This is a genomic window from Variovorax sp. SG517 (assembly GCF_013376045.1).
Taxonomy (GTDB): Bacteria; Pseudomonadota; Gammaproteobacteria; order Burkholderiales; family Burkholderiaceae_C; genus Variovorax.
This window is the reverse complement of record NZ_JABMJG010000003.1, coordinates 133,372-154,253: the sequence shown is the minus strand read 5'-3', so window position 1 is coordinate 154,253 and position 20,882 is coordinate 133,372. Positions and strand designations below refer to the sequence as shown.

At 68.2% G+C, this 20,882-nt stretch carries 11 protein-coding genes and 2 pseudogenes; 2 read left to right on the top strand and 11 right to left on the bottom strand.

The window, feature by feature from the left end:
- Window positions 1–39: 39 nt before the first annotated feature.
- From FHT32_RS10135 to FHT32_RS10125, 3 genes are all read right to left on the bottom strand, one after another.
- Window positions 40–1,935 carry a ferrous iron transporter B gene (locus FHT32_RS10135; protein WP_176664503.1) on the bottom strand — a complete coding sequence of 632 codons (1,896 nt, stop codon included), beginning with the start codon at window positions 1,933–1,935 and terminating at the stop codon, window positions 40–42.
- Window positions 1,928–2,227 carry a FeoA family protein gene (locus FHT32_RS10130; protein WP_176664502.1) on the bottom strand — a complete coding sequence of 100 codons (300 nt, stop codon included), beginning with the start codon at window positions 2,225–2,227 and terminating at the stop codon, window positions 1,928–1,930. The genes FHT32_RS10135 and FHT32_RS10130 overlap by 8 nt, the downstream gene beginning before the upstream one ends.
- 150 nt (window positions 2,228–2,377) lie before the next feature.
- Window positions 2,378–2,839, bottom strand: a complete 462-nt coding sequence (locus FHT32_RS10125; RefSeq protein ID WP_176664501.1) for a metallophosphoesterase family protein — start codon at window positions 2,837–2,839, stop codon at window positions 2,378–2,380.
- A gap of 65 nt (window positions 2,840–2,904) precedes the next feature.
- Between FHT32_RS10125 and FHT32_RS10120 the strand changes: the two genes are divergently transcribed.
- Window positions 2,905–4,350: a C13 family peptidase gene (locus tag FHT32_RS10120; RefSeq protein ID WP_176664500.1), complete on the top strand. Its 1,446-nt coding sequence runs from the start codon at window positions 2,905–2,907 to the stop codon at window positions 4,348–4,350.
- Between the two features lie 24 nt (window positions 4,351–4,374).
- On the opposite strand, the gene FHT32_RS10115 is transcribed toward FHT32_RS10120, so the two are convergent.
- Window positions 4,375–7,242 carry an aconitate hydratase gene (locus FHT32_RS10115; protein WP_176664499.1) on the bottom strand — a complete coding sequence of 956 codons (2,868 nt, stop codon included), beginning with the start codon at window positions 7,240–7,242 and terminating at the stop codon, window positions 4,375–4,377.
- 158 nt (window positions 7,243–7,400) lie between these two features.
- Window positions 7,401–7,814 carry a hypothetical protein gene (locus FHT32_RS10110; protein WP_176664973.1) on the bottom strand — a complete coding sequence of 138 codons (414 nt, stop codon included), beginning with the start codon at window positions 7,812–7,814 and terminating at the stop codon, window positions 7,401–7,403.
- Between the two features lie 146 nt (window positions 7,815–7,960).
- Here FHT32_RS10110 and FHT32_RS10105 point away from each other — a divergent pair, with 146 nt between their 5' ends.
- Window positions 7,961–8,818: a helix-turn-helix domain-containing protein gene (locus tag FHT32_RS10105; RefSeq protein ID WP_176664498.1), complete on the top strand. Its 858-nt coding sequence runs from the start codon at window positions 7,961–7,963 to the stop codon at window positions 8,816–8,818.
- On the opposite strand, the gene FHT32_RS10100 is transcribed toward FHT32_RS10105, so the two are convergent.
- The 6 genes and pseudogenes from FHT32_RS10100 to FHT32_RS10080 all read right to left on the bottom strand — a co-directional run.
- Entirely contained in the window at window positions 8,712–10,982 is a 2,271-nt protein-coding gene (locus FHT32_RS10100; RefSeq protein WP_176664497.1) for an acyl-CoA dehydrogenase, read from the bottom strand. The two genes, FHT32_RS10105 and FHT32_RS10100, sit on opposite strands and share 107 nt — an antisense overlap.
- Before the next feature lie 147 nt (window positions 10,983–11,129).
- Window positions 11,130–11,747 carry a hypothetical protein gene (locus FHT32_RS10095; protein WP_176664496.1) on the bottom strand — a complete coding sequence of 206 codons (618 nt, stop codon included), beginning with the start codon at window positions 11,745–11,747 and terminating at the stop codon, window positions 11,130–11,132.
- 8 nt (window positions 11,748–11,755) lie between these two features.
- Window positions 11,756–12,880, bottom strand: a complete 1,125-nt coding sequence (locus FHT32_RS10090) for a DUF2827 domain-containing protein (RefSeq protein ID WP_176664495.1) — start codon at window positions 12,878–12,880, stop codon at window positions 11,756–11,758.
- Window positions 12,877–14,028, bottom strand: coding sequence for a DUF2827 domain-containing protein (locus FHT32_RS10085; protein WP_176664494.1), 1,152 nt, complete (start codon window positions 14,026–14,028; stop codon window positions 12,877–12,879). The genes FHT32_RS10090 and FHT32_RS10085 overlap by 4 nt, the downstream gene beginning before the upstream one ends.
- Window positions 14,029–14,123: 95 nt before the next feature.
- Window positions 14,124–14,615, bottom strand: a pseudogene (locus FHT32_RS35400) (YadA-like family protein); the annotation flags it as partial.
- A 186-nt stretch (window positions 14,616–14,801) separates the two neighbouring features.
- Window positions 14,802–20,813, bottom strand: a pseudogene (locus FHT32_RS10080) (ESPR-type extended signal peptide-containing protein); the annotation flags it as partial.
- Window positions 20,814–20,882 lie beyond the last annotated feature (69 nt).

The following is a 20,882-nucleotide window of genomic DNA, read 5'->3' as shown; positions in this document are numbered from 1 at the left end:
GCGGCCACACGAAGTGGGCAAGCCTGGGGATGTGCTTTTTTACCCTGCTCCGAGTGCCACCGCAACGTGGTAGGTGATGAAGCAGGCCATGTAGGCCAGCGCGAAAAGATAGCCCGCCATGATCCAGACGTACTTCCACGAGCCGGTCTCGCGCTTCACGGCCGCCAGCGTCGAGATGCACTGCGGCGCGAACACGTACCAGACCAGCAGCGACAGCGCGGTGGCCAGCGTCCAGCTGCCGGCGATCAGCGGCTCCAGCGCACCCGCCACGTCGTCGCCCGTGGCCGACAGCGCATACACCGTGCCGAGCGCGCCCACGGCCACCTCGCGCGCCGCCATGCCGGGCACCAGCGCGATCGAGATCTGCCAGTTGAAGCCGATGGGCGCGAAGATGTGCTCCAGGCCGCGGCCGATCATGCCGGCCAGGCTGTACTGGATGGCCGGGCCGGTCGCGCCTTCGGGCGGCGACGGGAAGGTCGACAGGAACCACAGCAGGATCGTCAGCGTGAGGATGATCGTGCCCACGCGCTGGATGAAGATCCACGCGCGTTCGTACAGGCCCAGCGCCAGGTTGCGCAGGTTGGGCCAGCGGTAGGCCGGCAGTTCCATCAGCAGGGGCGAGTGCTGCGCGTTGTCGCGGAAGCGCTTCATGACCCAGGCCACGGCCATGGCCGAGACGATGCCGAACACGTAGAGCCCGAACAGCACCACGCCCTGCAGGTTGAAGATGCCGCCCACGGTGCGCGCCGGGATGAAGGCCGCGATGAGCAGCGCATACACCGGCAGCCGCGCCGAGCAGGTCATGAGCGGCGCGATCATGATGGTCGTGATGCGGTCGCGCCAGTTGCTGATGGTGCGCGTGGCCATCACGCCCGGAATGGCGCAGGCGAAGCTCGACAGCAGCGGAATGAACGAGCGGCCCGACAGCCCCACCGTGCCCATCACGCGGTCGAGCAGGAAGGCCGCGCGCGGCAGGTAGCCCGAGTCTTCCAGCGCGAGGATGAAGAGGAAAAGAATCAGGATCTGCGGCAGGAAGACGATCACGCCGCCCACGCCCGCGATCACGCCGTCGACCAGCAGGCTCTGAAGCATGCCCTCGGGCATGTAGGTCTTGAGCAGGTTGCCCAGCCCCTCGGTGCCGGCCTTGATGGCGTCCATGGGGACGTTGGCCCAGCTGAACACGGCCTGGAACATCAGGAACATGGTGACGGCCAGCACCAGCATGCCCCACACGGGGTGCAGCACCACGCGGTCGATGCGGTCGCTGGTGGCGAGGCTGCCGACCGGCTCCTTCACCGCGAGGCCGAGGATGCGGCGCACCTCTCGCTGGGTGGCCAGCACGTCGTCGAGGTCCGGCGCCTGCCAGGGTTGCGGCGCGGCGGTGGCCACAGGCGTGTCGAGCGCCTGGAGTAGGCCCTGCGCGCCGCCGGTGTGCACGCCGACGGTCTCGACGACCGGCACGCCCAGTTCGCGCGAGAGCACGGCCGTGTCGACCGCGATGCCCTGCTTCTTCGCCATGTCGGTCATGTTGAGCGCCACCACCATCGGCAAGCCGAGGCGCCTGGCCTCGAGCACCAGCCGGAGGTTCAGGCGCAGGTTGGTGGCGTCGGTGACGCACACCAGCAGGTCCGGCAGCGCTTCCTTGCTCTGGCCGGTGACGATGTCGCGGGTGACGGCCTCGTCGGCGCTCAGCGCATTCAGGCTGTAGGCGCCGGGCAGGTCGAGCACGAAGACACGGCGGCCCGAAGGCGTGCGCAGCGTGCCTTCCTTGCGCTCGACGGTCACGCCCGCGTAGTTGGCGACCTTCTGGCGGCTGCCGGTGAGGAGGTTGAAGAGCGCGGTCTTGCCGCAGTTGGGATTGCCCAGCAGCGCGATGCGCCCCGGCTGGGCGGTGGGTGCGAGGCGGCCCGGGCCCTGGATGACGGCTTCAACCATGGTTGGCGGCTCCCGGCGTGACGTGGATCAGCGCGGCCTCGTGGCGGCGCAGCGCGAAGGTGGTGTGTCCCAGGCGCACCGCCAGCGGCTCGCGCCCCGGGATGCCGCTGGCGACGATGCGCACCGCCTCGCCCGGCACGAAGCCGATTTCGGTCAGGCGCAGCACGAGCTCGCGGTCGTCGGCGTCGGTGGGGCGCGCCACGTCGAGCACGGTGGCCCACTGGTTGTTGGGAAGCTGGTCGAGGCTCAGGGCGACGGTGGCCGGCGCCGTACCGAAATCGTTGGTTCGCACGGTGAGGGGATGCCCTGAATATCGGGCACGCCATTAAGCAAAACCTAGATGCTATCAATTCTCACTCGCGTAAACCTGACCAAATCCCTTCAAAAGCGTCCGAGCATGCCCAAACAGGGGTTTTCGAGCAGTCCGGACGCCGTTTAGCGCCTAAGGATCGAGCAGGACGATGCGCGCGGTCACCGCCGCGCCGTCGACGATGAGTTCGGCCACCGAAATCGGCAGCCTGAACCGCCGCGGCCCCGCGCTGCCCGGATTGACGTAGAGCACGCCCTCGCGCTCCTCCACCTTCGGCTTGTGCGAATGGCCCGAGACCACCACGCGCACGCCGGCCGCGCGCGGATCGATGTCGAGCTGCGCGAGGTCGTGGATGGCGTAGACGCTCACGTCGCCGAACTTCGCGAGCTCGGTTTCCGCGATGCGATCGGCCCAGGCTTCGCGGTCGTTGTTGCCGCGCACGACCGTCAGCGGCGCGATGGCCGCCAGCGCCTCGAGGATGCCGGCGTTGCCGATGTCGCCGCCATGGACGATGAAGTCGCTGCCCTCCAGGAAGGCGAGCGCCTCAGGCCGCAGCAGTCCGTGGGTGTCGGAGATCAGGCCGATGCGAAGCATTGCTGGAAGGGAGGGAAGGAAAAAGTCGTGCGGGAAACAGTCCTGGCAAAGGCATCATCGACGCCATGCCCGAAGACATCATCGCACCGCAGCAGGCTCCTGGGAGCGCCGAAGAAACACCCGTTCCGCGGCCGCCCCGCGCAAGCCTCTGGCGCTGGATCGCCGGCGGCCTGCGCGCCTCGATGCTGCTGCAACCGCGCGTCGATGCGCAGCCCGCCCCCTGGCAGTTGCTGGCGCTCGTGCTGGTGCCCGAGCTGGTCTGGGTCGGACTGTCACGGCTCGAGATCGCCGGCCCCGCCACGCTGTATGCCAACGTCGGCCTCAACACCCTCTGGGTGCTGGCGGTGCTCGCCTGGCTGGGCTGGTTCGCGCTTTCCGGCCGGGCGCATGCTGGCGGACTGGCGCGCTGGTTCGCGCTGGCCACCTGGACGATGTTCCCGGCCAACCTGCTGCTGTCGCTGCTGGCGCTGGGCTACACGCGCGGCTGGCTGCCGGCGGCGATTTCGGTCTCGCCGGGATACTGGGTCGTCTTCGGGCTGGGCTGCGCCTGGATGATCGTGGCGCTGGTGCGCCTCACCGCGCGCGATGCCGGCGCCCGCTGGCGGGTCGCGCTCTTCGCGCCCGCGTTCGTGGTCCTGCTGGCTGCCACCTTCTGGCAATCGCTCTACACGCAGGAGCGCATGTGGCAGCCCGACGCCAGCGCATCCACCGAGCCCGAGCGCCCCCGGATGCAGCTCACGCAGGAGCTCTTCGAGCAGCAGCAGGCGCTGTGGGAACGCACGGTCGAGTCCCTGCCCGCCGGCAGGCCGGGTCAGACCAACGTCTACGGACTGGTGTTCGCGCCCTATGCGTCGGAAGACGTGTTCCTGCGCGAAAGCAACATGGTCACGCAGGTGCTGGAGGAGCGCTTCGACGCCAAGGGCCGCGTGATCCATCTGCTGAACAACCCGGCCACCGCCGAGACGCTGCCCTGGGCCACGCCGCTCAACCTGCGCCGAGCCATCGCAGCACTGGCCGCGCGCATGGACCGCGAGAACGACGTGCTGGTGGTCTACCTCACCTCCCACGGCGCGCGCGACCACAGGCTGGCCGCCGCGCACTGGCCGCTCACGGTGCCCTGGCTCACGCCGGAAGAACTGCGCGAGGAACTCGACGGCGCCGGCATCCGCCATCGCGTGGTGGCGGTCTCGGCCTGCTACTCGGGCGGCTGGATCGAACCGCTGGCCAGCGAAGACACGCTGGTGATGACCGCCGCCGACGCCACCCACACCTCGTACGGATGCGGCCGGCTGTCGGAGCTGACCTTCTTCGGCCGCGCGATGTTCGACGAGCAGCTGCGCAAGACCCGCTCCTTCGAAACCGCCTTCGCCGCCGCCGTGCCGGTAATCAAGCAGCGCGAGATCGATGGCGGCAAGGAAGACGGCTTCTCGAATCCGCAGATCAGCGTGGGCGAGAAGATCCGCCCCGTGCTCGACCGCCTTGCGCAGCGGCTCGACGCCGCCGGCAAGTAGTCAGGGCAATTCGGCCCCTGCCGCTCAGGCAGCCAGCAGCTGGCGCAGCACGAAGGGCAGGATGCCGCCGTGCTTGTAGTAGTCGACCTCGATCGGCGTGTCGATGCGCAGGCGCACCGTCACCTCCTGGTGCGAGCCGTCGGCGCGGTGCACCACCAGCTTCACGTCCATCTGCGGCTTCAGCTCGCCGCCGATCACCACGTCGATCTGCTCTTTGCCTGTGAGGCCCAGCGTCTGCCATGAGTCGGCGCCGCGGAACTGCAGCGGCAGCACGCCCATGCCGACCAGGTTGGCGCGGTGGATGCGCTCGAAGCTGCGCGCCACCACGGCCTTGATGCCAAGCAGCTGCGTGCCCTTGGCGGCCCAGTCGCGCGAGGAACCGGTGCCGTATTCCTCGCCGCCGAACACCACGGTCGGCACGCCCTGCTCCATGTACTTCACGGCGGCGTCGTAGATGAACATCTTCTCGCCCGAGGGCTGGAACAGCGTGACGCCGCCCTCTTCCTGGGTGCCGTTGGCATCCGGCGGGATCATCAGGTTCTTGATGCGCACGTTGGCGAAGGTGCCGCGCACCATCACGTCGTGGTTGCCGCGGCGCGAGCCGTAGCTGTTGAAGTCGGCCTTGGCCACGCCGTGCGCCTTGAGCCAGATGCCCGCGGGCGAGCTTTCCTTGATGGAGCCGGCCGGCGAGATGTGGTCGGTGGTGATCGAGTCGCCGAACAGCGCCATGATGCGCGCGCCCTTGATGCCCGCGTCCGACGCGTGCGGCTTCATCTTGAAGCCTTCGAAGAACGGCGGCTCGGCGATGTAGGTCGACTCCGGCCAGTCGTACACCTGGCCGGTGGTGCCCTTGATGCTGCTCCAGAACTTGCCCGGGTCGGTCTTGACCTTGTCGTAGTTCGCGCGGAACGACTTGGCGTTCATCGCATAGCGCAGATTCTGGTCGATTTCCTTCGGCGTGGGCCAGATGTCGCCGAGGTAGACGTCCTTGCCGCCCTTGCCCTTGCCCACGGGCTGGGTCATCAGGTCGGTCATCACGTTGCCCGCGATGGCAAAGGCCACCACCAGCGGCGGCGAGGCCAGGAAGTTGGCCTTCAGGTTCGGATGGATGCGCGCCTCGAAGTTGCGGTTGCCCGAGAGCACGGCCGCGCCGATCAGGTCGTTCTTCGTGATGGCTTCGTTGATCTCGGGCGTGAGGTCGCCGGCGTTGCCGATGCAGGTGGTGCAGCCGTAGCCCGCGAGGTAGAAGCCCAGCTTCTCCAGGTACGGCAGCAGGCCGGCCTTCTCCAGGTATTCGGTGACGATGCGCGAGCCCGGGGCCAGCGAGGTCTTCACGTGCGGCTTGACCGAGAGGCCAGCCTCCACCGCCTTCTTGGCCAGCAGGCCGGCGGCCAGCATCACGCTGGGGTTGGAGGTGTTGGTGCACGAGGTGATGGCCGCGATCAGCACGTCGCCGTTGCCGATGGTGACCGCGCCCTTGGGCGCCGCGGGCGCGCTGGCGCTCACGTGCGCGGCGGCCTTGGTCGAGCGGTTGGCCACCATCTCGACCACGTCCAGCGGCGCACCGGCGGGCGGCGGGGCGGCTTCCTCGTCGCCGCTCTTGCCGGCGGCAACCAGCGGATAGCGCAGCTTGAGCTTGTCGGCCGGCTGGTTGAAGCCGTTGGCGTCGTTGGGCTTGCTGTAGAGCTCCGAGAACTTGGTGGACAGGTGGCCCAGGTCGATGCGGTCCTGCGGGCGCTTCGGGCCGGCCAGGCTGGGCGACACGGTGCTCAGGTCGAGCCTGACGACCTTGGTGTAGTCGATGTCACCGGGGTTGGGCATGCCGAACAGGCCCTGCGCCTTGTAGTAGGCCTCGAAGCGCTCGACCTCTTCCTTGGTGCGGCCGGTGCCCTCGAAATACGCTACCGTCATCTCGTCCACCGGGAAGAAGCCCATGGTCGCGCCGTACTCGGGTGCCATGTTGCCGATGGTCGCGCGGTCGGGCACCGCGATGGATGCGGCGCCCGGGCCGAAGAACTCGACGAACTTGCCCACCACTTTCTCGGCGCGCAGGATGGAGGTGACGTACAGCACCAGGTCGGTCGCGGTGACGCCCTCGCGCAGCTGGCCGGTGAGCTCGAAGCCCACCACGTCGGGCGTGAGCATGTAGACCGGCTGGCCCAGCATGGCCGCCTCGGCCTCGATGCCGCCGACGCCCCAGCCGACCACGCCGATGCCGTTGATCATGGTGGTGTGGCTGTCGGTGCCGACCAGCGAGTCGGGGTAGTAGGTGGGCTTGTCGCTCTTGTCGTTCGGGCTCTTGTAGACGCCGCGCGCGAAGTATTCGAGGTTGACCTGGTGCACGATGCCGAAGCCCGGCGGCACCACGCCGAAGGTGTCGAAGGCCTGCATGCCCCATTTCATGAACTGGTAGCGCTCGTTGTTGCGCTGGAATTCCAGCTTCATGTTCAGGTCGAGCGCCTTGGGCGTGCCGTAGTAGTCGACCATCACCGAGTGGTCGACCACCAGGTCGACGGGCACCAGCGGCTCGATGGTCTTGGGCGACTTGCCCAGCTTGGCGGCCACGCTGCGCATGGCGGCCAGGTCGGCCAGCAGCGGCACGCCGGTGAAGTCCTGCAGCACGACGCGGGTGACGACGAAGGGAATCTCGTCGACGCGCTCGGCGTTCGGTGCCCAGTTGGCCACCTCCTCGACGTGCTTGGCGGAGACTTTCTGCCCGTCGCAGTTGCGCAGCACCGACTCCAGGACGATGCGGATGGAGACGGGAAGGCGATCGACGGACGGGTATTGCTTGGCCAGCTCCTTCAGGGACCAGTACTTGCCGGACTTGCCCGACGGGGTCTTGAAGGTCTTGAGGGTGGACGCAAAGGCATGCGCCGGGGCTTTGGCCATAGGGAGACTCCTGTGTGTTCGTGGAAGCCTCTCAAGGATAGCGGGGATCAATGTCAACAAGCGTAGTCGGTCTTCCCTGTCATCGTCTTGTCGCGCCACGTTCCTCATCGCGAAAAATGCCGGGTACAACGGCGTCGCCGGCATTCCTCACGAACTCCTCAGGCAAGGGCCATGTTCGCGCTGCGGCGGCTGCGGCGCAGCCCGGTCCACTGCAGCTCGGCCAGCACGATCACGCACACGGCCTGCGCCAGCACCCAGGCCACGCCCACGGCCGTCACCGGGAACATGCCGCTCACCAGCAGCGCGACGCAGGCCACGGCCCAGCCGAAGTTGCCGGCCACCACGAGCCCGATCAGCGTGCGCGGCGGCGTGCTTCGGCTCGCCATGAAGGCCGCGGCGGCCGCGTAGGCCAGAAGAAACACACCCGTGCCCATGAGCAGCGGTGCCGGCAGCCCGGTCAGGCGAGCCAGCGCGTCGGTGAAGGCTACCTGCAGCGCGCCGGTGGCGGCGCAGGAGGCGGCGTCGGCCCACATCACGTTGGGCAGGAAGCGGGGGGATGCGAAGACGGACATGGCGGACATGGAATCTCTCCTTGGTGGTTGACTACGCTGCAGGCCGGTCCTGCCGCGTTGGGGTCGATGATTCCGGGCGGCGTGCATCGGGTCGATGACCTGGGAGGTCATGGCGGCGCGGCCCGGCCACGCCAGAATGCGGCCTCATGAGCACAACCCACTCCCACTCGTCCAAGGCCGGCCAGCCCGGCGCGCGCGACCCCTTCGGCGTCCACCTGCGGCACTGGCGCACCCATCGGCGCCTGAGCCAGCTCGACCTGGCGCAGGAGGCCGAGGTCTCGACCCGCCACCTGAGCTACGTGGAAACCGGCCGCGCCGCCCCCAGCCGCGAGATGGTGCTGCGCCTGGCCGAGCGGCTCGAGGTGCCGCTGCGCGAGCGTAATGCCCTGCTGGTGGCCGCCGGCTTCGCGCCGATGTACAGGCAGCGCTCCCTGGATGATCCGGCGATGGCCTCCGCGCGCCGCGCCATCGACCTGGTGCTGAAGGGCCACGAGCCCTTTCCGGCGCTGGCGGTGGACCGCCACTGGAACCTGGTCGCGCACAACGCGCTGGTGCCGCTGCTGATGGAGGGCGCCTCGCCCGAGCTGCTGAAGCCGCCGATCAACGTGCTGCGCCTGAGCCTGCACCCGGAAGGCGTAGCGCCGCGCATCGCCAATCTGGCGCAATGGCGCATGCACCTGCTGGAGCGGCTGCAGCAGCAGATCGCCGCGACGGGCGACGCGGTGCTGCAGGCTCTGCACGACGAGCTCGAGGCCTATCCTCCGCCGACCGTGAGCCACGACGCGCCCGTCATCGACACCGCGCTGTCGGCGGTGGCCGTGCCCTTTCAGGTGATGATGCCCAGCGGCATTCTGAGCTTCATCAGCACCATCACCATCTTCGGCACGCCGGTGGACGTCACGCTGCAGGAACTCGCGGTGGAGTCGTTCTTTCCGGCGGACGAGCAGACGGCGGCTGCGCTGGCGGCGCTGGCGGCACAACAACAGCAGCAGCCGGCTCGCTGAAGTCCGCTCTGCCCTGCCCGTCGCGCGGCGGGCCTTCGAAATCGTCCACCTGGATGACCTTGTCGGCAGCCTTCAGATAGGCCAGCGCCAGCTCAGGGTCGGGTGAAGAACACGCCGCCTCCTCGAGCGAATTCGTGCGGCGCAGCACCTTGTTGAGCGCGGCCGTGCCGTCGCCGAGCTTCGCGCCCAGTTCCAGCGCGTGCATCAGGTCGAGCAGGCCACCCGAAGCGGGCTCGCTCAGGTCAGGCGCCAGGCGCGCGACGATGCGCGGCTCCTTGCGCAGCAGCTCCGCCAGTTCGAGCAGTTGCACGTCGCGCAGCGGCGCCAGGTGACCCGTGCGGCGCAGCACCAGCGCGCCGATCAGGCGCCGCCCCGGCGTCGGCAGGTTCGCGTAGAGATCGCGCAGGATGCTGCCGGCCTCGTCGATCTGCAGGCGGATCGCCGCCCGCGCGAAAGGCAGCATCTCGGGTGCCGCCTCGACCCGGTAGCGCCACACGCACGCGCTGGCCAGGTAGAGATGCGCGAGCACGTCGCCCAGGCGCGCCGACAGCAGCTCCATGCGCTTGAGCTTGCCGCCGAGCAGGCCCATTGCGAGGTCGGCCGTGAGCGCGTACTTGGCGCTCATGCGAGCGATGAGCCTCGCCTCGTGCGCGAGGTCGTCGGGCGGCGAGCCGAGCACCGGCGCGCCGAAGAGGCTGCGCCACAGGTTCAGCGCCACGTGCCTGCCGTGCGCCAGCAGCGCCTTGCCGAGTGCCGTCTCGTCCCTGGCCTGCACGGCCGCCATTTCGTCGAGCACGTGCGGATGGCAGCGCACCGCGCCCTGCCCGAACACGATCAGCGCGCGCGTGAGAATGTTCGCGCCCTCCACCGTGATCGCGATCGGCGCCTGCCGGTAGGCCACGCCGAGCAGGTTCGACGGGCCCGAGATGATGCCCTTGCCGCCGAGGATGTCCATGCCGCGGTTCACCGCGCGCCGCCCTGCCTCGGTCAGCTGCACCTTGAGGATGGCGCTCGCCACGCTGGGCCGCTCGCCCTTGTCGAGCGCGGCGGCGGTGAAGCGCCGCGCCGCATCGCTCGCGTACAGTTCGGCCGACATCTGCGCGACCAGCCCCGCGACCGCGTGGAACCGGCCCACCGGCATGCCGAACTGCTCGCGGATCCGGCCGTAGCCGTTGGCCACGTACAGCGCGGTCTGCTGCATGGCCGAGCCCAGCGCCGGCAGCGATATTGCGCGGCCGGCCGCCAGGCATTCCATTAGCATGCGCCAGCCCTGGCCGACCTGCTGCTCGCCGCCGATGATCCAGTCCATCGGCACGAACACCTGGCGGCCGTGGATCGGGCCGTTCATGAAGGCGCTGTCCATCGGGTGGTGGCGCCGTCCGATCTCCATGCCGGCCTGCGGGACAGGAATGAGCGCGCAGGTGATGCCCAGTTCGCGCTTGCCTTCGGGCCGGCTTTCATCGACGGCATGGAAGGCCAGCCCGACCACGGTGGCGACCGGCGCGAGCGTGATGTAGCGCTTGTCGAAATCGACGAGGAAGCCGCGCACCCTGCGCCCGTCGACTTCGCGCTCCACCAGCACGCCTCGGTCGGGGATCGAGGCCGCGTCGGAGCCCGCGTAGGGCGAGGTCAGCCCGAAGCACGGCAGCTCGCGGCCGTCGGCCAGGCGCGGCAGGTAGTGGGCCTTCTGGGCGTTGGTGCCGTAGCGCAGCAGCAGTTCGGCCGGGCCCAGCGAATTGGGCACCATGACCGTGACGGCCGTCGCCACGTTGACGGTCGCGATGCGCGCCACCACGGTCGCGTGCGCATGGTGGCCGAAGCCGAGGCCGCCGAACTCCTGCGGAATGATCATCCCGAAGAAGCGCTTCTCGCGCAGGTAGCGCCACACCTCGGGCGGCAGGTCTTGCGCCTCGTCGATGGCGTGGTCGTCGAGCATGCGGCACAGCTCGCGCACTTCGTTGTCGAGAAAGGCCTGCTCGCGCTCGTTCAGGCGATTCGGGCCCATGGCTGCGAGCGCGTCGAAGTCAGGGTGCCCCGCGAAGAGCCTTCCCTCGAAGCCGACGGTGCCGGCCTCCAGTGCCGCGCGCTCGGTGTCGCCCAGCGGCGGCAGCGCCTTCGAGAAAGGCTGCATGGCCCATCGGCCGATCAGTGAAGCCAGAGGCATGTGCGTCTCCTTCCTTCCGCCGCGGGTTCGCATGCGGATCGGCTCCATTCTTCGGGTTTGGGGCCGACTCGGGGGGCCGGCCGAGGGCGTCCCTGCTTGTCGGAGACGAGCGCCTGTCGCTCCTGTGGCGCCTGCCGTGCCTGGTGCCTATCGCTTCTTCGCCGGCTGGGCCGCACCGGCACCAGCGGGAGCCGCGCCCGGCGCAGCTGCCGGATCGCGCCAGCCGTATTCCACATAGCGCCGGATGATCAGGCAGCCCGGCGGCGAGTCGATGAGCGACACCGACGAGGTCGGCTCCTTCTCGTCGGTATAGACGGCGTAGTTGGGCAGCAGCCGCGTCATCTTGTAGCTGGCCAGTTCCTGCTGGCCGACGCTCGCGCAGGTGAAGGGCGCCACCGAGATGCGCTCGGCCGACACGGTGCATGCACCGCTCTCGTCGGGAATCGCGGTGATCGACGCCGCCACGCCCGCGTTCGGAAACTCCATGCCGATCAGCGAGAACATCGGGCCGGCGTCGGGGCGCTTGCGGTCCCAGTCGAGCAGCACGTCGTGGCTGCGGCTGCCCTGCACGGTGAGCGTGGACAGTCGCGTGATGGCCGGCAGGCAGCGCTTGACGCCCACGCTGGTGGCGGCGCGCGTGAGCGTGTCCTGCGGCGCGGCGGGCGGCGCCTGCGGCACCAGCACGCCCTGGGCGAACGCGGCACCGGCGGCGGCCCATGCCAGGGCGGCGGCCGGCAGGCGGGGGAATCGTGGGGTCGGCTTCATCGCGGTCCTCATGCGTAAAGGTTCTCGATGGCGGCGGTGTAGACGCGCACGTTCTCCTCGCCCTCGGGGTCGAGCGTGGCGATGAAGCGGCGCGCGCGCTCGCGGTAGGCCGGCAGGTCGGCGTCGTGCTCGGCGAAGGCGCGCCGCAGCGCGAGCCCGCCCTCCTCGCAGTCGAAACCGTGATAGCGATAGCCGCAGTCGCCGATGAGGTGCGAGTTGTGGATCAGCGGATAGCCGCCGTACAGCGCCTCGTAATAGAGGTAGTTCTGCGCGTTCTCCCAGTGGTGCGCGAACACCGCGTCGATCTTGCCGGGCATCACCTGGTAGACGGGAAAGCGCCCTTCGAAGGTGGCCAGCCCGTGCTGCACGATGTCCAAGCTCTGCGCGAAGCCGACGAAGAGCGGCTTGTCCTTCAGGTGGAAGCTGTTGAAGACCCACATTTTCTCGATGAGCCTGGGCTGCGCACGGTGCGCGGCCTCGCAGCCGAGCATCGGGATGAAGCTGGTCTTCACCATGCAGATGTTGGGCTCGAAGATGGCCACGCGCCACTGCCTGCGGCCGGGCTCGTAGGCGAAGGGCGGGCTGTCGGGGGCACGGGCCATGGCGCGCTCCAGCACCATCGGGCTCCACAGGTGCGGCATGAGGCGCACGGGCGCGCGGAAGGTGCTCTCGAAATAGGGCTTGCACGACACCTCGTACTCGGGAATCGTCCACACCTCGTCGTAGGGCGCGCCCGAGATCAGCAGGCCGTGCGGCTTGTCGAAGATCATGCGCTCGATGTCGATCACGTAGTCGTTGCCCACGCGCATCGAGACGATCTTGCCGCCCCGCTCGCGGAAGGCCACCGACCACGGCATGGCGAGCTGGGCGCTCATCTCGATCATGAGGTCGAGGTGCTGCCCTGCCGTGGCCATGTCGATGATGGGCACCGGCGAATCGGCGAGGAAGCTGGTGGCGTCCGCCGGGCCGCCGTCGCCGCCGCCGGCCACCAGCACCGCGCTTTCGACGCGCGGCGAGCGCAGCAGCAACATCACCAGAAACAGGCAGTTCTGGTAGACGCCGTTCTCCCACAGGCTCTGCTCGCCCTTGCGGATGAAGATGGAGACGCCAACCCTGAGCTTGGCCGGCATCATGCGGCAGCCCTCGCGGCATCGGCGCGGAAGCCGGCGTTGCCGCCCACCAGGTGCAGCAGCCGCTGCGCGTAGCCCTCGACGTTCGCGGGGCTGAAGGGATCGACCGACTGGAACACGCGCTGCGCACGGGCGCGATAGTCGTCGAGCTGCAGGTCGTGCGAACGCACGGCCTCCCGCAGCTGCGCCGCGCCGGCGGCGATGTCGAAGTCCGGGTAGTAGTAGCCCGCGTCGCGCAGCCAGGGCGAGTTGTGCACCAGCGGGTAGTTGCCGTAGAGCGCGTCGAGGTAGCCGTAGTTCTGGTCGTTCTGCCACTGGTGCGAGACCACCGCGTCGGCGAACTGCACCATGAAGCCCGCGAAGTCGTGCCGGCCATGGAAGACCGCCTTGTGCTGGCGCACTATGTCGAGCGAGTTCGCCAGGTAGAGCATGGTCGGGTGGTCTTTCAGGTGCAGCGTGTTGAGCACCTGCATCGAGGTCACGGCCGACGGATCGGCGCGATAGGCGCCGTCGCAGATCAGCATGGGTACGCTGCTGCACTTCACCACCGAGATGTTGGGCTCGAAGATCGCCACCCGAAAGCCCGGCTGCGCTGCCGTGCGGGGCACATAGCCGAAGCGGTGGCCCGCGGCCTCGACCTCGGCAACACGCTGGGCCAGGAACTGCGGCGACCAGAGGTAGGGCACCTCGAACACCGGGCAGCGGTGCATGGTGCGCATCATGGGCGCGAAGGCGGCGTCCTTGGGCAGCAGCCACACTTCGTCGCAGCGGTCGGGCCTGCTGAAGTGACCCTTGTCGGTGAAGACGATCGGCTCGGCCAGCGCCGCGAAAGGCTGGCCCACGCAATGGAACACCACGCGGCCGCCGCATGCGCGGAAGTAAGAGAGCCACTGCACGTCGAGCGCGCCGGCCATCTCGATGACCACGTCCAGCGAGCCGGTGAGCTCGCGCGCGCGTCCGAAGGCCAGGCCCATGGCGGCCGTGTCGACCTGGGGCGGCATGCTCTGCTGGTCGCCCGCGTCGATGAGGGTCACGGACTCGACGAAGCCGATGCGTTGCAGCAGCCGGGCCAGGAACAGGACGTTCTGTCCCATTCCGTTCTCCCAGATGTTCTGCCCCGCATGGGTAAGGACTGAAATACCGATGCGCATGAGGCGGAGTGTGTACCAAAAAGAAGGAACGGCCCCCACGCCGTGAAGCGCGGGAGCCGCCCGTTGGAGGGCCGGCCCGTCGGCCTTTCAGAGGCTTACTTCCACTTCCAGCCGATGCCGGCGTTGATGCCCCATTCCTTGCCCGTGGTCGTCAGGCCCGCGCCCCACGACATCTTGCCGTCGTCCGACAACGCCTTGAAGGTCAGCGCCACGGCGCTGTAGCCCTTGTAGCTGCCCAGGCCCACGCCCACCGTCTTCTCGCCGGGGTACAGCGTCGGCAGGTAGGTGCCCGACATCGCGAACGCCATGGCCGTGCCCGAGTAGGCGATGCGCGCCACGTCGCCGACCTGGCCCTGCACCTGGTTGAGCTGCTGCACGTTGACCGCATCGCCCGGCAGGATGCCCGGCGCCACGTTGCTGATGCGCGTGCCGCCCGGGGCCTGGCCGCCGCCCAGCGTGATCTGGTTGTAGTTGACCGACCCGTCGGGGTTGGTCGCGTACTGCACGCTGCTGGCCTTCGATGCCGCCGAGGCCGCCTTCAGCTGGGCCACGTTGGTCGCATCGCTGTCGGCCGTGCCCGCCGCCACGCCGGTGATCTGGCGGTACTGGCCGTTGGCCGCATCGCCCACCGACACCGCGGCCTGTGTGCTGGTGGTGGCCCTGATCGCGGCCTCCTGCTGCGCCGTCGCGCCGCCCGGCACGTAGCCGGCCATGCCCGCCGCGGTGGAAGCCACCGAGCCCGAGCCCAGCGCCACGCCGCCGCTTTGCTGCACGATTGCGCCGAAGCCGATCGCCGTGCCCTTGGAGACGTTCTGCGCCTGGCTCAGCGGCGTGCCGCCGGCATCCGCGTTGTCGCCCAGGGCCACGCCGCCGCCGCCCGCACGTGCATTGGCGCCGATGGCCTGCGAGCCCGTGGCCAGGGCGCCGCTGCCGATGGCGATCGCGTTGGTGCCCGTCGCCTGCGCGCCGAAGCCCACCGCCACCGCACCGTCGGCCGTGGCCTTCGCACCGTTGCCGGCGGCGAAGGAGTTGGCGCCGCTGGCCACCGACTGCGGCCCGATAGCCACCGCCTCCTGGCCGCTGGCCACCGAGTCGCCCGCCGTCGACTTGGCGTGGAAGTACTTGGTGCCGGTGTTGTAGATGTTGTTGACCGACGTGCTCAGGCTGTTGAGGTTGATGTTGGTCGTGCTCAAGCCCGTCGACAGGCTGCCGATGCCGCTGGTTGCCGTGCTCAGGCCGGTCGAGGTGGAGGTCGACAGGCTTGCGACGCTGCTGTTCGTGGAGCTCAGGCCGGTCGAGAGGCTGCCGATGCCGCTGGTCGCGGTGCTCAGGCCGGTCGAGGTCGACGTGGACAGGCTGTCGATGCTGCTCGTGGCCGTGCTCAGGCCCGTGGAGGTCGAAGTCGACAGGCTCGCCACGCTGCTGTTGGTCGTGCTCAACCCCGTCGACAGGCTGCCGATGTTGCTGGTCGTGGTGCTCAGGCCGGTGGACAGGCTGTCGACCGTGCTCGATACCGTGCTCAGGCCGGTGGAAAGGCTGGCGACGTTGCTGTTCGTCGTACTGAGACCCGTCGACAGGCTGCTGATGCCCGTCGAGGTGGAACTCGACAGGCTCGCGACGTTGCTGTTCGTGGTGCTCAGGCCGGTCGAAAGGCTGTTGATGCTGCTGGTGGCGGTGCTCAGGCCCGTCGAGGTGGACGTGGACAGGCTGTCGATGCTGCTCGTGGCCGTGCTCAAGCCTGTGGAGGTCGACGTCGACAGGCTGGCCAGGCTGCTGTTGGTCGTGCTCAGGCCCGTCGACAGGCTGCTGATGCCCGTCGATGTGGAAGTCGACAAGCTGTTGATGCTGCTGGTCGCAGTGCTCAGGCCGGTCGAGGTGGACGTGGACAGGCTGTCGATGCTGCTCGTGGCAGTGCTCAGGCCCGTGGAGGTCGACGTCGAGAGGCTTGCCAGTCCGCTGTTCGTCGTGCTCAGGCCGGTCGACAGGCTGCTGATGCCAGTCGACGTGGAGGTCGACAAGCTCGTGACGCTGCTGTTGGTCGTGCTCAACCCCGTCGACAGGCTGCTGATGCCCGTCGAGGTGGAACTCGACAGGCTCGCGACGTTGCTGTTCGTGGTGCTGAGGCCGGTCGACAGGCTGCTGATGCCCGTCGACGTGGAGGTCGACAAGCTGGCGACGCTGCTGTTCGTCGTGCTGAGACCGGTCGACAAGCTGTTGATGCCGCTGGTCGCGGTGCTCAGGCCGGTCGAGGTGGACGTCGACAGACTGTCGATGCTGCTCGTGGCCGTGCTCAGGCCTGTGGAGGTTGACGTCGACAGGCTGACCAGGCTGCTGTTGGTCGTACTCAGGCCGGTCGACAGGCTGCTGATGCCCGTCGAAGTGGAAGTCGACAGGCTTGCGACGCTGCTGTTGGTGGTGCTGAGGCCCGTCGAAGTCGATGTGGACAGGCTGTCGATACTGCTCGTCGCTGTGCTCAGCCCCGTGGAGGTCGAGGTCGACAGGCTGGCCACCGCACTGTTGGTCGTACTCAGGCCTGTCGACAAGCTGCCGATGCTGCTCGTCGCAGTGCTAAGGCCGGTCGACAGGCTGCTGATGCCCGTCGAAGTGGAAGTCGACAGGCTTGCGACGCTGCTGTTGGTGGTGCTGAGACCCGTCGACAGGCTGTTGATGCTGCTGGTCGCAGTGCTCAGGCCCGTCGAAGTCGACGTGGACAGGCTGTCGATACTGCTCGTCGCTGTGCTCAGACCTGTGGAAGTCGAGGTCGACAGGCTGGCCACCGTACTGTTGGTCGTGCTCAGACCCGTCGACAAGCTGCCGATGCTGCTCGTCGCAGTGCTCAGGCCCGTCGACAGGCTGCTGATGCCTGTCGATGTGGAGGTCGACAGGCTGGCGACGCTGCTGTTGGTGGTGCTGAGGCCGGTCGACAGGCTGTTGATGCCGATGGTCGCCGTGCTCAGACCCGTGGAGGTCGAGGTTGACAAGCTGGCCACCGCACTGTTGGTCGTGCTCAGGCCAGTTGAGAGGCTGCTGATGCCATTAGACGTGGAGGTCGACAGGCTTGCCACGCTGCTGTTGGTTGTACTCAGACCCGTGGACAAGCTGCCAATGCTGCTCGTCGCCGTGCTCAGGCCAGTCGACGTAGAAGTCGACAGGCTCGCCACGCTGCTGTTCGTCGTGCTCAGACCCGTCGACAGGCTGCCGATGCTGCTGGTCGCAGTGCTCAGGCCGGTCGATGTGGAAGTCGACAGGCTCGCAACGCTGCTGTTGGTCGTGCTCAGCCCCGTGGACAGGCTGCCAATGCTGCTCGTCGCGGTGCTCAGGCCAGTCGACGTGGAAGTCGACAGGCTCGCGACACTGCTGTTCGTCGTGCTGAGGCCCGTGGACAGGCTGTCGATGCTGCTGGTCGCGGTGCTCAGGCCAGTCGACGTGGAAGTCGACAGGCTCGCAACGCTGCTGTTGGTCGTGCTCAGCCCCGTAGACAGGCTGCCAATGCTGCTGGTCGCGGTGCTCAGGCCAGTGGAAGTCGAGGTCGACAAGCTCGCGACACTACTGTTCGTCGTACTCAGACCGGTCGACAGACTTCCGATGCTGCTGGTCGCAGTGCTCAGCCCGGTGGAAGTCGACGTCGACAGGCTCGCCACACTGCTGTTCGTCGTACTCAGGCCCGTGGACAGGCTGTTGATGGCGCTCGTCGAGGAACTGAGGCTCGTCGAGAGGCTTGCGACGGTGCTGTTGGTCGTGCTCAGGCCAGTCGACAGGCTGCCGATGCTGCTCGTTGCCGTGCTCAGGCCAGTCGACGTGGAGGTCGAGAGGCTGACGATGCTGCTGGTGGCCGTGCTCAGGCCGCTGGACAGCGACGCGGTGACCGTCTTCACCTGCAGCACGTTGACCGCGTCCTGGTCCGCCGTGCCGGGCGCCACGCCCGTGATCACGCGGTTGCCTACGTTCACCTCGCCGGCAGCGGTCTGCTTGCTCGCCAGTCCGAAGGCGTCGTAGTTCGTCATCTCCGCGGCGCTGCGGCTGGCCGTGGAGTTCGCGCCCAGCGCCACGCTGTTGTCGCCATTGGCGACGGCGTTCTGGCCGATGGCCACGCTGTTGGCGCCGATGGCCTGGCTGTCCGCGCCGGTGCTGTTGGCGTGGAAGTACTTCGTGCCCGTGTTGTAGATGGAGCTGACCGTCGAGCTCAGGGTGCCCAGGTTGCTGTTGGTCGTGCTCAGGCCGGTCGAGAGGCTGGTGATGCCGGTCGAGGTGGAGGTCGACAGGCTGGTCACCGCGCTGTTCGTGGTGCTGAGGCCGGTCGAAAGGCTCGTGATGCCGGTCGAGGTGGAAGTCGACAGGCTGGTCACCGCGCTGTTCGTGGTGCTGAGGCCAGTCGACAGGCTCGTGATGCCCGTCGAGGCGGAAGTCGAGAGGCTGGCCACTGCGCTGTTCGTGGTGCTGAGGCCGGTCGAAAGGCTCGCAATGCCGGTCGAGGTGGAGGTCGACAGGCTGGTCACTGCGCTGTTCGTGGTGCTGAGGCCAGTCGAAAGGCTCGTGATGCCCGTCGAGGTGGAAGTCGACAGGCTGGCAACTGCGCTGTTCGTCGTGCTCAGGCCCGTCGACAGGCTGGTGATACCGGTCGAGGTGGAGGTCGACAGGCTGGTCACCGCGCTATTCGTCGTGCTCAGGCCAGTCGACAGGCTAGTGATGCCCGTCGAGGCGGAAGTCGAAAGGCTTGCGACGGCGCTGTTCGTCGTGCTCAGGCCAGTCGACAGGCTGGAGACAGCGCTGTTCGTGGTGCTCAGGCCCGTCGACAAGCTGGTGATGCCCGTCGAGGTGGAACTGGACAAGCTCGCAACGGCGCTGTTGGTGGTGCTCAGGCCTGTCGAAAGGCTGTTGATGCGGCTGGTCGCAGTGCTCAGGCCGGTGGAGGTGGAGGTGGAGAGGCTGCCGACAGCGCTGTTGGTGGTGCTCAGACCGGTGGACAGGCTGGTGATACCCGTCGAGGTCGAGGTCGACAGGCTGGAGACAGCACTGTTGGTGGTGCTGAGGCCTGTCGACAGGCTGGTGATGCCGGTCGAAGTGGAAGTCGACAGGCTCGCCACGCTGCTGTTCGTCGTGCTCAGCCCGGACGACAGGCTGGAGACCGTACTGTTCGTGGTGCTCAAGCCGGTGGACAGGCTGGTGATGCCGATCGAGGTAGATGTAGACAGGCTGGAGACAGCGCTGTTGGTGGTGCTCAGGCCCGTCGACAAGCTGGTGATGCCCGTCGATGTGGAAGTCGACAGGCTCGCGACACTGCTGTTCGTCGTGCTGAGGCCCGTCGAAAGGCTGTTGATGCGGCTGGTCGCGGTGCTCAGGCCGGTCGAAGTCGAGGTCGACAGGCTGCCGACCGTGCTGTTGGTGGTGCTGAGGCCGGTCGACAGGCTGGCGATGCCCGTCGAGGTCGAGGTGGAGAGGCTGGCGATGCTGCTCGCCGTGGTGCTCATGCCGGTGCTCAACTGGGCCACCGTCACGGCGTCCTGGGCGGCGGAGCCGTCGGCCACGTTGGTGATGCGCCGCAGGGCGGACGACGAGCCGACCGAGACTTCGGAGGCGGGCGCGGCGGATCCGGTGAGGAAGCCCTTGCCCGTGGGAGCGGCCGCGCCGGTCACACTGCCCGCGCCGAGCGCGACGCTGTTGGTGTACGCGGCGTTGGCCTGGCCGCCGATCGCTATCGCGTCGTCGGCGAGGGCCTTGGCGCCTTGGGTGCCGTTGTTGCCGATCGCGATGGCGCCCTTGCCCGTGGCAAGCGCCTGGGTGGTCGGCGCGGTGGCGGTGGAGCCGCCGATGGCGATCGAGTTCAGCCCGGCGGCGTTGGCCATGCTGCCGACTGCCGTGGCGAAGTTGCTGGATGCGACCGCCGACTGGCCGAGTGCAACGCCTGCCGCGCCGGAAGCATTCGCGGAGCGCCCCATCGCCAGGCCGTTGCTGTTGGCCGCCGCGCCGCCGCCGATGGCGGTACTGCTGTTGCCGTAGGCGTTCGCGGTGCTGCCGATCGCCGTCGCCCAGGCATCGCTGGTCGTGGCTCCTGCGCCGATGGCCGTGGCGTTGTTGCTGGTGGTGCCGGATCCGGCGCCGATGGCGACGGTGCTGGTGCTGCCTGCCTGGGCGCCGCGGCCGAGCGCCACTGCATCCGAACCGAGCGCATTGGCGCTGGCGCCGATCGCGATGCTCGAAGTCGACCCCGCGCTGACCGTCGCACTGTTGCCCAGCGCAATGGCGGAAGCGGCCAACGCGTTGGCGGAACTGCCGATGGCCACCGTATCCGACTGGGTCGCCTGTGCATTGATGCCGATGGCGGAGCTGTTGGCGCCCGAGGCGCTGGTAGCGCTGTTGCCCACCTGGAAATGGTTGGCAAGTATGGTCGTGGTGGAGTTGGTGGTGCTCGCGTCACCCAGCGTGATGTTCGTGGCGTTCGCGATGTCGGCATTGCCGACGAAGTAGTTGCGAACCGGCGTGCCCGCGCCTCCCCCGCGCAGCACCATGCTCTCGCCGCTGCCCGTCGAGTCTGGGTTCGCGACGAAGGTCAGGCCCTGGTTGCCCGCGGGCTGGCACACGAGAGTGCCGGTACACGACAGCTGCGCGAACGCATTCGGACTTGCCAGCCCGAACGCGAGCATCAGCGAAGCCGACAGCATGCTGACCCGCAGGAACCCGCCGCTGATGCCGCTCCTGCTCGCCTTGCCCCTGCTTTTCTCGAGCTCGCTGACCGCCACCCATGCTCCCAGGGCTTCATTCCATATGCTTCTGTATGACTTGTTCATGTTGACGTTCGGCTCGCGGTGAAGGTGAATGGACGGTTTCGAATCAGCTGAAATGCGATGCTTCCTGCG

Excerpts from the sequence above, each read along its gene's own strand:
- FHT32_RS10135 (WP_176664503.1), bottom strand. The coding sequence starts at position 1,935 with ATGGTTGAAGCCGTCATCCAGGGCCCGGGCCGCCTCGCACCCACCGCC.
- FHT32_RS10125 (WP_176664501.1), bottom strand. The coding sequence starts at position 2,839 with ATGCTTCGCATCGGCCTGATCTCCGACACCCACGGACTGCTGCGGCCT.
- FHT32_RS10120 (WP_176664500.1), top strand. The coding sequence starts at position 2,905 with ATGCCCGAAGACATCATCGCACCGCAGCAGGCTCCTGGGAGCGCCGAA.
- FHT32_RS10115 (WP_176664499.1), bottom strand. The coding sequence starts at position 7,242 with ATGGCCAAAGCCCCGGCGCATGCCTTTGCGTCCACCCTCAAGACCTTC.
- FHT32_RS10110 (WP_176664973.1), bottom strand. The coding sequence starts at position 7,814 with ATGTCCGTCTTCGCATCCCCCCGCTTCCTGCCCAACGTGATGTGGGCC.
- FHT32_RS10105 (WP_176664498.1), top strand. The coding sequence starts at position 7,961 with ATGAGCACAACCCACTCCCACTCGTCCAAGGCCGGCCAGCCCGGCGCG.
- FHT32_RS10100 (WP_176664497.1), bottom strand. The coding sequence starts at position 10,982 with ATGCCTCTGGCTTCACTGATCGGCCGATGGGCCATGCAGCCTTTCTCG.
- FHT32_RS10095 (WP_176664496.1), bottom strand. The coding sequence starts at position 11,747 with ATGAAGCCGACCCCACGATTCCCCCGCCTGCCGGCCGCCGCCCTGGCA.
- FHT32_RS10090 (WP_176664495.1), bottom strand. The coding sequence starts at position 12,880 with ATGATGCCGGCCAAGCTCAGGGTTGGCGTCTCCATCTTCATCCGCAAG.
- FHT32_RS10085 (WP_176664494.1), bottom strand. The coding sequence starts at position 14,028 with ATGCGCATCGGTATTTCAGTCCTTACCCATGCGGGGCAGAACATCTGG.